At 41.8% G+C, this 11,369-nt stretch carries 11 protein-coding genes; 10 read left to right on the top strand and 1 reads right to left on the bottom strand.

Features of this window, described 5'->3' with window-relative positions; all coding sequences use genetic code 11:
• Positions 1-27: 27 nt before the first annotated feature.
• The 8 genes from ACYQ3Q_RS10230 (at position 28) to ACYQ3Q_RS10195 (ending at position 6,872) form a co-directional block, all read left to right on the top strand.
• Positions 28-831: an N-acyl homoserine lactonase family protein gene (locus tag ACYQ3Q_RS10230; protein WP_459928458.1), complete on the top strand. Its 804-nt coding sequence runs from the start codon at positions 28-30 to the stop codon at positions 829-831.
• Between the two features lie 140 nt (positions 832-971).
• Complete coding sequence (locus ACYQ3Q_RS10225) at positions 972-2,420, top strand: 4-hydroxyphenylacetate 3-hydroxylase family protein (RefSeq protein WP_459928462.1); 1,449 nt, start codon at positions 972-974, stop codon at positions 2,418-2,420.
• 48 nt (positions 2,421-2,468) lie between these two features.
• Positions 2,469-2,768 (top strand): NifU family protein, encoded by a 300-nt coding sequence (locus ACYQ3Q_RS10220; RefSeq protein WP_459928461.1) that lies wholly within the window; start codon positions 2,469-2,471, stop codon positions 2,766-2,768.
• Positions 2,769-2,772: 4 nt separating this feature from the next.
• Complete coding sequence (locus ACYQ3Q_RS10215; RefSeq protein WP_459928460.1) at positions 2,773-3,087, top strand: hypothetical protein; 315 nt, start codon at positions 2,773-2,775, stop codon at positions 3,085-3,087.
• Positions 3,068-4,363 carry an acetyl-CoA hydrolase/transferase family protein gene (locus ACYQ3Q_RS10210; protein WP_459928459.1) on the top strand — a complete coding sequence of 432 codons (1,296 nt, stop codon included), beginning with the start codon at positions 3,068-3,070 and terminating at the stop codon, positions 4,361-4,363. The genes ACYQ3Q_RS10215 and ACYQ3Q_RS10210 overlap by 20 nt, the downstream gene beginning before the upstream one ends.
• A 91-nt stretch (positions 4,364-4,454) precedes the next feature.
• Entirely contained in the window at positions 4,455-5,258 is an 804-nt protein-coding gene (locus tag ACYQ3Q_RS10205; protein WP_459928458.1) for an N-acyl homoserine lactonase family protein, read from the top strand.
• 111 nt (positions 5,259-5,369) lie between these two features.
• The gene (locus tag ACYQ3Q_RS10200) at positions 5,370-5,843 is read left to right on the top strand and encodes a DUF1097 domain-containing protein (RefSeq protein WP_459928457.1); all 474 of its coding nucleotides are present in this window, start codon (positions 5,370-5,372) and stop codon (positions 5,841-5,843) included.
• 186 nt (positions 5,844-6,029) lie between these two features.
• Entirely contained in the window at positions 6,030-6,872 is an 843-nt protein-coding gene (locus ACYQ3Q_RS10195; protein ID WP_459928456.1) for a 3-hydroxybutyryl-CoA dehydrogenase, read from the top strand.
• 271 nt (positions 6,873-7,143) lie between these two features.
• Here ACYQ3Q_RS10195 and ACYQ3Q_RS10190 read toward each other — a convergent pair whose 3' ends face one another.
• Complete coding sequence (locus ACYQ3Q_RS10190) at positions 7,144-8,898, bottom strand: IS1634 family transposase (protein ID WP_459928455.1); 1,755 nt, start codon at positions 8,896-8,898, stop codon at positions 7,144-7,146.
• Between the two features lie 281 nt (positions 8,899-9,179).
• Here ACYQ3Q_RS10190 and ACYQ3Q_RS10185 point away from each other — a divergent pair, with 281 nt between their 5' ends.
• Positions 9,180-9,737 (top strand): methyl-accepting chemotaxis protein, encoded by a 558-nt coding sequence (locus tag ACYQ3Q_RS10185; protein WP_459928454.1) that lies wholly within the window; start codon positions 9,180-9,182, stop codon positions 9,735-9,737.
• 288 nt (positions 9,738-10,025) lie between these two features.
• Positions 10,026-10,961: a hypothetical protein gene (locus ACYQ3Q_RS10180; RefSeq protein ID WP_459928453.1), complete on the top strand. Its 936-nt coding sequence runs from the start codon at positions 10,026-10,028 to the stop codon at positions 10,959-10,961.
• Positions 10,962-11,369 lie beyond the last annotated feature (408 nt).

Here is an 11,369-nt window from a genome sequence, read left to right as displayed (position 1 = left end):
TTAATCTCAAAAAAGGAGGAAGAGAGAATGAAAGTATATGTGCTTAATAATGGGTGGCTGGAATGCGATGAGAACTGGATGGTTGCTCAAACGGTGCTCGGTTCGTTGAGCAATAAGACACCCCAAGTCAATTGGATCAAGATACCTGTCTATGCGGTCTTAATTGATCATCCCCAAGGTAAAATATTATACGATTTAGGGTGTCACCCCGATGCCATGAAGGGATACTGGCCAGCCGGGTTGCAAGGTGTTTTCCCTTACTATTTCGAAGAATCCCAAGACTTTGCTACCCAACTTGCTCTGACTGGAACAAAACCGGAAGACATCAAAACGGTCGTCTTATCCCATCTCCATCTAGATCATGCAGGTAATATGCACTTATTTGAGCATGCAGATGTATACGTCCACCAAAAAGATTTTGAATATGGACAAACCCTCGTTCATCTAAGTCCAGACCCCGCAGCTCATGGTGCCTATGTAAAAGCTGATCTAGAAGTACCTGTGAAACAATATCATCTGGTTGATAAGGATATGGAATTAGTCCCTGGAGTCGAACTTATTACTTTGCCGGGTCATACACCGGGGATATTAGGTTTGGTTGTCCACCTAGAAAATGAAGGTACCCTGATTTTCCCTCAAGATGCAGTGTATGATCATCGGAATTATGGACCACCCGCCAAAGGGTCAGGGATCGTATACGACAGCATCGCCTTTTTTAACTCCATTGAAAAGGTACGTAATTATGCCGAGAAATACAACGCTAAAGTAATGTTTTCCCATGATATGGACTTCTTCAAGACGATGAAAGTTGCCCCTGAGTTTTATGAGTAACATTGCATGGCGAAATTTATCTATTAACCAAACTAAATCGATCATAGGACCTGATTTGCATCGCGGTAAGGAGTTACCTCACTAAATTATACTAACTGCGACGCAACAAGTTTAAATAAACTTTTGGAGGCTAAAACTTTATGAAAACTGCAGCACAATATGAAGAGAGTCTACGAGGACTCAATTTCAAGGTTTATCTACAGGGCGAGTTAGTGGAGAATCCAGTGGATCACCCCATTATTAGACCGTCTATGAATTCTGTCAAAGCTACGTATGCCTTAGCCGAAGATCCACAATACGAGGAATTAATGACAGCTACTTCAAACCTTTCAGGAGAGAAGATCAACCGTTTTTGTCACCTCCATCAAAGCACTGAGGATCTTGTAAAAAAAGTAAAAATGCAACGCCTTTTAGGACAAAAGACTGCAGCTTGCTTTCAGCGCTGTGTCGGGATGGACGCGATCAATGCCGTTGACAGTGTTACGTTTGAAATGGATCAAAAATTAGGAACGACTTACCATGAACGATTTGTTAAGTTTCTAACAAAAATGCAAGAAGAGGATTGGACAGTTGACGGAGCTATGACCGACCCTAAAGGCGATCGTGGGCTAGCACCCAGCCAACAGGAAGACCCCGATCTTTATGTACACGTTGTAGAAAAAAGGGATGATGGCATTGTAGTCAGTGGCGCCAAAGCGCACCAAACCGGAGCGCTTAATTCTCACTGGATCTTGGTAATGCCCACGATAGCGATGGGAAAGAATGACGCCGACTACGCGGTAAGTTTCGTGGCCCCAGCGGATGCGGAGGGAATCATTTACATTTACGGTCGGCAGTCCTGCGATACTCGTAAATTAGAAGGTGGCAACATTGACGTCGGAAACAAACAATTTGGTGGTCATGAAGCCTTGATGGTTTTTGATAAAGTGTTTATTCCTTGGGAAAATGTTTTCATGTGTGGAGAATATGAGTTTAGCAGTTCTTTAGTAGAAAGGTTTGCTGGATATCATCGTCAGAGCTATGGCGGTTGCAAGGTGGGCGTTGGAGATGTCTTGATTGGAGCAGTGGCTTTGGCAGCAGATTACAACGGCGCCGCTAAGGCCTCGCATATTAAGGATAAACTAATTGAAATGGTCCACCTCAACGAAACGTTATATTCTTGCGGCATTGCTTGCTCAGCAGAAGGGTATAAAACTGCATCGGGCACCTATTTGATTGATCTACTTTTAGCCAATGTTTGTAAGCAGAATGTGACTCGTTTTCCCTATGAAATCGCTCGTTTGGCTGAGGATATTGCTGGGGGTTTGATGGTAACCATGCCTTCCGAAAAGGATTTGAATCATCCCGAGATTGGTAAAGTGGTTGAAAAATACTTTAAGGGTGTTGCTTCTGTACCGACTGAACATCGTATGCGTATTTTGAGATTGGTAGAAAACCTCACACTTGGCACTGCTGCAGTCGGTTACAGAACAGAATCTATGCATGGCGCAGGTTCGCCTCAAGCACAGAGAATCATGATTTCCCGCCAAGCAAACCTAGCACAAAAGAAAGAATTGGCCAAGGCCATCGCTGGAATTTCAACAAAATAGCTGAATTCTTGACTGATCTTTTAGTCAGGGTTCAATGGGGATGTTTGTATGAACGAAATTATCGATAGCAAAGATGTCGTCGATATCATCGACAAAAAAATACGTCCAGCACTTAATGCCCATAATGGAGATATCAGCCAAGTTCGAGTGACGCCTGAAGGTTTTGTTAAAGTGAGATTGACTGGGGCATGTTCTACATGCCCCAGCGCTAAAGAAACTTTGACTGAGTTTATTGAAACAGTGATTAAAGCTGAATACCCTCAAATTAAAGGTGTAATATCCGATTGTGAGACAAGTGATGATTTAATTTCTGAGGCTTTAGGAATTCTGAGGAAGGGTTCACAGTAGAACTATGCTTGATAGACGGGTAAGCATTAATTTTTGTGGTGGTTGTAATCCAAGGATTAACCGAGGAAACGTTGCCGGTGAAGTGAAAGACCTTCTGACGTCTTATGGTTATCTGATATCTTTTAACAGCTTTGACGTGAATCTTGTCATCTATTTAAGCGGATGTACGTCAAACTGTGCTCAAAAGTATAGCAAGTGTGATATTCCTAGCGTCGTCGTTGCTGCTTTAACAGTCGATACTGAGATATGCGACGAAAGCATGATTGTCGCTGAAATTGTAAAAAGAGTGAGGAGTTTTTATGAACAATTGGAAAGATAATTATCTTGAAAAGCTTGTAACTCCAGAACAGGCAGTCTTGCACATTAAGTCTGGTGATCGGGTTGTAATAGGCCATGCTTGCGGAGAACCACCTGCTTTGATTGAGGCATTAGTCAATAGGGCACCTGACCTTACTGCTGTTGAAATTGTGCATATGGTAGCTATGGGACCTGCAAAATACGCTCAACCTGGAATGGAGAAGAGTTTTCGGCATAATGCACTTTTTATTGGGGCATCAACCCGTAAAGCTTTTGAGGAAAAGAGGGCAGATTTTACTCCTTGTTTTTTTTCCGAGATTCCACGCTTGTTTAAAAGCAACATCCTACCGGTCGATGTCGTCTTGATTCAAGTAACACCTCCTGACGAACAAGGATATTGTAGTTTTGGAATTTCTGTTGATTATACTCAGGCTGCCACAGAATGTGCCAAGTTTGTCATTGCTCAGGTGAATAGTTCTATGCCGAGAACAGGAGGAGCCAAAATCCATCTGGACAAAATTGACTTCATTATCGAAAAGGACGAACCATTAATTGAGTTAAAGCCGTCAAAAATTGGAGAAGTGGAAAAAGCCATTGGCGAAAATGTAGCAAAGTTGGTTGAGGATGGTGCCACTCTTCAATTAGGAATAGGGGCAATACCGGATGCCGTCTTGTTATTCTTAAAGGATAAAAAAGATCTGGGGATTCATTCTGAGATGTTTTCAGACGGTGTTGTAGTATTAGCAGAGGCAGGAGTTATTACTAACCAGAAGAAAACCTTGAATCCAGGTAAATTTATTGCAACGTTTCTAATGGGAACACGAAAATTATATGACTTTGTAAATAATAATCCTACCGTCGAGCTTCATCCAGTCGATTATGTTAATGACCCCTACGTAATCGGAAAACACGGAAATATGATATCAATTAATTCAGCCTTACAGGTGGATCTCATGGGTCAGGTAAATGCGGAAATGATTGGTTCAAGGCAATTTAGTGCCGTTGGAGGACAAGTTGACTATGTCCGTGGTACAAGCCGGTCCCTCAACGGTAAATCCATCATCGCCTTGCCGTCCCTGGCTTCAGGTGGCAAGATTTCGCGCATTACTTGTGAGTTAGACCGAGGGGCTGCGGTGACTACCTCTCGTAATGATGTTCATTACGTTGTAACCGAGTATGGTGCAGTAAATTTAAGAGGTAAAAGTCTTCGCCAGCGAGCTGAGGCCTTAATAAGTATTGCTCATCCGGATTTTCGCGTTAGTTTGATGGATGAAGCTAAAGAAAAAGGAATTCTCTAAGAAACAAAGGAGGTGAACATTTAAACGGCTATTAAAAGCTGTCAACGGGTAATTTAACCAACCTATCATTAACTGAATGGAGGAAGAGAGAATGAAAGTATATGTGCTTAATAATGGGTGGCTGGAATGCGATGAGAACTGGATGGTTGCTCAAACGGTGCTCGGTTCGTTGAGCAATAAGACACCCCAAGTCAATTGGATCAAGATACCTGTCTATGCGGTCTTAATTGATCATCCCCAAGGTAAAATATTATACGATTTAGGGTGTCACCCCGATGCCATGAAGGGATACTGGCCAGCCGGGTTGCAAGGTGTTTTCCCTTACTATTTCGAAGAATCCCAAGACTTTGCTACCCAACTTGCTCTGACTGGAACAAAACCGGAAGACATCAAAACGGTCGTCTTATCCCATCTCCATCTAGATCATGCAGGTAATATGCACTTATTTGAGCATGCAGATGTATACGTCCACCAAAAAGATTTTGAATATGGACAAACCCTCGTTCATCTAAGTCCAGACCCCGCAGCTCATGGTGCCTATGTAAAAGCTGATCTAGAAGTACCTGTGAAACAATATCATCTGGTTGATAAGGATATGGAATTAGTCCCTGGAGTCGAACTTATTACTTTGCCGGGTCATACACCGGGGATATTAGGTTTGGTTGTCCACCTAGAAAATGAAGGTACCCTGATTTTCCCTCAAGATGCAGTGTATGATCATCGGAATTATGGACCACCCGCCAAAGGGTCAGGGATCGTATACGACAGCATCGCCTTTTTTAACTCCATTGAAAAGGTACGTAATTATGCCGAGAAATACAACGCTAAAGTAATGTTTTCCCATGATATGGACTTCTTCAAGACGATGAAAGTTGCCCCTGAGTTTTATGAGTAAACAGTGGTAAAACTTCTTTCGGTTTAGACAGGAGCCGGACACTTTTAAATCGGCTCCTGATAATTAACCTGATTGGCTGAAGACACTCTATCAATTGAAGGAGGAAAATATATGGCAATTCCACTATGGTTAACGGTAGGACTCCTTGCGGGATTATGGATGCCCGTTTCAGGGGTGTTGGCAGTAGCACCATGGCCCCTCTTTATTGCTTGGGCAGCATTCTTTGCAGCAGGAGCAGATGTAAATGCTATGAAAAAAGTTTATCCCAGTTTACTGCTAGGAGTCGCTTGTGGTTATTTGACTGTATTCATTGGAGCTATACAATTAGCTCCGGTACTAGGAACTATAGGAGTCCCGTTATTCGTGGGTTTTTTTGCAGCACTTTTAGTTATTATGGGCAGGTTTAGTATTTTTGCCCTAACTCCGGCAGCATTCTTTGGTTTCGCAGTCTATTTCGGAACAGGAACGGATCTCAAAGCGACTCTAATCGGTTTAATGCTTGGTCCGGTCGTGGGTTATATCTCTGTAAAAGCAACTACTATTTTCAATCTCAAACAGAATTCCCCAACGGCTATGAATGAGTAACGAGACCGGCAAATGACCTGAACTTCAAACCCTTGAACTGATAGTTTATATTGTATACTTTGGATGAGTCTTGCGCGAAACACAACGATATGGCGATCATCTACTCTATAGAAGAGGCAAATGCCTTCTGAGTAGGGTAGTCGCCATATCTTTATTCTGTAATTCGTAAAATAAGGAGGAGTAAGAGTGAAGACAATCATGGTCATCGGGGCAGGACAAATGGGGGGAGGAATCGCCCAAGTTGCTGCCCAAGCAGGTTACTCTGTCATTTTAAATGACATTAAGGATGAATTTGTCGTACGGGGTTTCGATATTATCCAGAAAAATCTCAGTCGTAGTGTCGAAAAAGGGAAACTTATGGCTGAAGATCGAGAAGCTATTTTAGGTCGCATAATAAAATCGACTTCCCTGCAAGACGCAGTAGTAGCAGACTTAGTCATCGAAGCCGCTGTGGAAAATATGGTCACAAAATCCCAAGTTTTCTCCCAACTCGACATTATTTGCCCAGAGCACACGATACTTTCGAGCAATACATCATCATTACCCATCACTGAGATAGCGGCATTCACCAAACGTCCGGATCGAGTGATTGGCATGCACTTTATGAATCCCGTTCCAGTGATGAAGCTCGTTGAAGTTATTCGTGGCCTAGTCACCAGTGATGAAGTATATAAAACGATTGAAAGTCTCAGCCTTAAAATGGGTAAAACACCCGTGGAAGTTAATGATGCCCCTGGATTTGTCGCTAACCGGATCTTAATCCCTATGCTCAATGAAGCGGTGTATACGCTATCTGAGGGTATTGCCACAGTTGAAGCGATTGATAATGTTATGAAGTTAGGCATGAACCACCCTATGGGTCCGTTAGCATTAGCTGATCTGATTGGTCTGGACACCGTTCTATCAATCATGGAAGTCCTCCATGAAGGATTAGGTGATAAATATCGTCCGTGTCCCTTACTACGTAAGTACGTTAAAGCTGGTTGGTTCGGAAGAAAAACCGGTCGTGGTTTTTATAAATATGAATGAGACTAATCTCGTTAATTCCCAGCGTGGTCCAGAAAACTCTTCCCAAGTAGCCGAAAGGGTTTCAACTGTATTCGATAAGCCATGATAGGAATTTTTTAGACAATAAAATATGCTTCTGATTCTTACGAATAATCAAGCAATCAGTATTGATAATGAAAGGATGAGGAGTACATGGACAAAATAAATTATAAGGATCCCAAGTTTGGCGTAAGAATTTTCCAGTACCAAGCGTAGCAAGGGTTTGAACCCTACTACAATAGAATTTTTGGGACTACAGCCTATTTTCCAAGGATTTTGTGATCTGTTTTAACATCTTTGGTTTCAATATGTTGTCACAATTGAAAAGTTTTGTCCATTCTCTTTGTTTCTCTGTCATTTCTGTTACTGTAAGAGAACAACCAGGCGAGCCCTTAATACCTACTTGATTTAACTGGCAACTTTGCAGTTGATCTAATACGTTTATGGGGGATATTGAATATCCAGCCCTCTTAAGAATGACCTCCATTGTATTTAGTAATAGGTAGGCTAAAATGCAAACAGTGACATGCGCCTTGACACGCTCTGGACGAGTTAAATGAATCGGTCTCAGGGCCAACTGAGACTTCATTTCCCGAAATGCCTCTTCTATTTTGTTCTTTTCTCTATATCTTTGAATGATTTCCGTTTGGGGAATCGTCGTATCATTAGTAATGAAGCAAGTCATACCATCCAAGCGTCTATTTTCCGTTTCTCCAGTCTTATTTATGATCGCTGATAACTCGAAAGAATGGGCTATGCGTATCGAACCATCTTTTTTAGTCACCTTTACCTCGATCGGTGTAACGGTTACCTTCAACAAGGACTTGAGTTTTCGTCTGGAGATTATTTTTTGCACCTCTCGCTCGATCGATTCCTTCTGGCGAGATTTCTTGGCACCCGCCAATTTGGTGTTTTGTTCGTTAATCCATGCTATGGTTTTGGCGATCCGTCTCTCTCGTGTTGCAATGTCTTCAAAAAATCGGGTCACGTCAAAGGAAAAGATGAACCTTCGTTTTCCAATGCTGTCTTCTCGGGTATAAAAGAACTGATGATCGTCGGTGGACACAAATTCATGAAGTGCGAGGATTTGTTCATAATCCTCTTTGGAGACAGGCTCTGGAACAAACTTTTGAAAAAATGGATGACAGGCCATTTCATCCTTATCCATAGCGGACAGATAGGTCAACCCCTGTGCTTCGAGTAATTCAAGATGATCACTAGAGACCATTCCGCGATCAAACACGAGATGACACGTTTTTAAACCGAAACGCGCTTTAAGATCGTTAACAACACTAGGTAAGGTGGTGATGTCCTGAGTATTTCCTTCAAGCACTTTCCAATAAAAGGGCGAACCCTGTGGAGTAACCATAAGAGCGATGACAATTTGCTCTAGGTCGGGTCGATGGTCACGGGAATACCCCAGTTTAGCAATTACGCAATGGCTACCTTCCATATACGTCGATGTAATGTCATAGAAAAATCCATCTCCAACAGTAGGATCAAGACGCTGAAGTTGAGTATAGAGATGAGTTTGTAATGCGTTTTCCTGTTTATTAAGAGAATCCAATTCCCGATAGACAGCGTAATCATCCGGTAAATGGGGAGACTCCAACACGGCGGGTAATACAGTACTCTGCATCCATTCCACAACGTGGATTTTACTGAGTGGTTCAATGCAGCGATTAAGTACCATCGCCTCGATCAATAAACCATCTCGGAAAAAGTGCTGTAACTGAAATGTTTCCCAAAGGGAATGCAACAGAATAATGGGTAAAAACAACCAATGCTTTGTGACTACGATATCGGATGTTTTGGCTAACACTAGGTCAGGATCCTGCTGTGCTTTAAGGATTAATCTCATACGTTCGGCATCGACTTCAGACAAAACGCCGAGGTTTTGGATAAGGCGGTGCTTAGGTTTCCCGTCTTTATCACGATAAGAAGCGACGATTTTATAGTAATTGTAGGTTTTACCCTCTTGTTTAATGCTTACCTTTTTAAGAAACATTGTAGCCCTCCATTCCAAACTGTTAGGACTACAATAATTATACCATACAACACGCTTATTTCATAGAAGTATTGGTATATTTTATCCGTTTATTTAGGACTACAATATCAGAACTAATGCCCTGGAAGCCTTGGTATATAAGGTCTTGGAAAAATATGTCGCCAAACTTAGGAAGGATATTTCACGAATATTGCCTGCTAATATTAGTGATTATTCAGAATTGGATTATGTTGCAACCACAGCCTTTGCCATTCACGCTATTTTTAATCAAAAACAGGTAGTTGCAAGTAGCTGATCTGGAAAAATATCTTGTTTACATTCCTGGAGAACAAATTGATCATAAACTGAAAGCTGGTGATAGGCTCATTCCAGATTCAGTTATGCATTTGGCCATTAGTAACAAAAAACGAGTGAGTGTTAAAAAGGACGCTTCCTTATTTGGTTTTCCGTATATTGGAATTGCTTGTCCTATTTTTAGTAACACAGGAAGTGTGCTCGGTGGCTTAATTATTTGTGAGAATATCCAACATCATGAGGACTTAGCATTAACTTCTAAAAATCTAACACAAATTACAGGGCAAATTGTGGATACCGTAAAATCCTTGGAAAACGTCAATACTACATTACTAACTTCTGGTAAAAAACTGTCAACCCAGTCAACAAGTGCCTTGGAAAAAGTCAAATCAATTGATGAGATATTGCATTTTATTAAAGGAATATCCAATCAGACCAATATAATTGGATTAAATGCATCGATTGAAGCAGCGAGAGTTGGAGAAAGAGGAAGAGGATTCGCAGTTGTTTCTGGCGAAATCCGAAAACTAGCCACAGAAGTTTAAATTCAGTAAATATGATCACGAATACTTTGAATAATATCCGCTCTTCCACTGAAAAAGTAAACTTTACGTAAAAGATGCAAATCATTGAACATTCCATGGCCGCCAAATGGATATTGGGTAAAAGTCAAAGCAGGAAAGCCTGTCGCTGATCGACCTCCTCTCCCACCGTATAATGAAACAATACTCAGTTACGAGAGTCATAGTCACGCCAAATTCCTTGAATGATGCATTCAAGGTGGTTATTAATGACGCCATTTCCTCACTATCCTGCCATACACCGGAATGTGATTGGGTATACTTGAATTGTTCGACCTTGAGGAATTGACTGTTGAGCAATTAGAAAATATGCACGATTTTGACTTGCTGGCTCCAGGTTCATTGGAGATTTTTGCAAATTGGTGCAATGGTTTGACAGTACCGGGACGGATACAAGATTACGATGAGCTAATCTCCAAACACAAATCGGAAATACAGTATCGAATAGAAAGAGATAAGGAGTACCCCTTTAGGGGTGAGGGCATTAAGCTATGGAATCCGTTAGAAAAGGTAAAGGACCGCGACAATGAACCAATAATTCCAATTAACGTTTCAAACAGCCAGCGCAACCGTGCTTATAGAATCGTTGATACTTTTTTAAAGGCGTTTAGGGAGTTAAAGGGCAGTACCTCAGTTGATCGTAGGGATAAAGACAATATCAATATAACGCTATTGGGTACCACCATATCTTTTGACTTATGTGAGTGCAAATCGAAGCGGCGATACCTTGCTGATCAAAAGACAGAGTTTAAGCCGCTATATGAAATGGTTTTTGACGGAAGGCTTCAAATCAATTGGCGAATATACAAAGGAAGACATTATTATGATTCCGAAAATACGCCATCAGATTACTTGTCATACATTGATGTTGTTAATAATCGGTTGGAAAATCAAATTCCAATGATGATTACTGAGTTGTACAAACGATGCTGCGATAATGAAATATCTGCTCATCTTGACCACAAAAAGTGGGTTTTAGAGTATGATCGGGAGAAAGAAGAAAAACAGGCCAAAGAGTTAAGGGAAGAGCAGCAGATACGTGAACAAAAAAGGCAAGCGCATAGAAATTCTCTCATTAATGATATTTCAGTTCATGCAAATAATTGGTTCAAGCACGAACAACTTTCTAGGTATGCTGATGAACGTGCGCCACGAAAGCGCATTCAAGAGACAGGAACTGTCACTTGAATTTGCGCTGTGCTGTATAAGAGATGAAGGAAGGCCCTTCGGAGCCGCCATACAGGTGGAGGCTTCAAACCACCTTAAGCTGCTGTGGACAAAAGCCATGGTAGTGAGCGTTAAGGAAAAGGCGAGGCAAGACCTCGTCAGGTAAGTGCTATGGAGACGAATGCAAATAAAGCGCTGATAAAGTGTCGAAAGCGTAGGAACGTCATCAAAACCAGGGGGGAGTCATTAACCTGGGATAAGTCTGGAGGACACCTGTTTACTGTCCAGACGGTGGCCGGCATGAAGGCGACGTGAACTTAGCATAGGCTCTTATGGGGAACGTGGGAACCTACGACTTCGATGCTAAGGGAGAAATCCAAGTGGGAGATCCACAAGGGTGAGAGTACCGATGCGAAGTATAGGGGCGGA

This window comes from Desulfosporosinus burensis, assembly GCF_054657535.1.
This window is presented reverse-complemented; position numbering and strand designations above follow the sequence as displayed.

Excerpts from the sequence above, each read along its gene's own strand:
- ACYQ3Q_RS10210 (WP_459928459.1), top strand. The coding sequence starts at position 3,068 with ATGAACAATTGGAAAGATAATTATCTTGAAAAGCTTGTAACTCCAGAA.
- ACYQ3Q_RS10215 (WP_459928460.1), top strand. The coding sequence starts at position 2,773 with ATGCTTGATAGACGGGTAAGCATTAATTTTTGTGGTGGTTGTAATCCA.
- ACYQ3Q_RS10220 (WP_459928461.1), top strand. The coding sequence starts at position 2,469 with ATGAACGAAATTATCGATAGCAAAGATGTCGTCGATATCATCGACAAA.
- ACYQ3Q_RS10200 (WP_459928457.1), top strand. The coding sequence starts at position 5,370 with ATGGCAATTCCACTATGGTTAACGGTAGGACTCCTTGCGGGATTATGG.
- ACYQ3Q_RS10230 (WP_459928458.1), top strand. The coding sequence starts at position 28 with ATGAAAGTATATGTGCTTAATAATGGGTGGCTGGAATGCGATGAGAAC.
- ACYQ3Q_RS10205 (WP_459928458.1), top strand. The coding sequence starts at position 4,455 with ATGAAAGTATATGTGCTTAATAATGGGTGGCTGGAATGCGATGAGAAC.
- ACYQ3Q_RS10190 (WP_459928455.1), bottom strand. The coding sequence starts at position 8,898 with ATGTTTCTTAAAAAGGTAAGCATTAAACAAGAGGGTAAAACCTACAAT.
- ACYQ3Q_RS10225 (WP_459928462.1), top strand. The coding sequence starts at position 972 with ATGAAAACTGCAGCACAATATGAAGAGAGTCTACGAGGACTCAATTTC.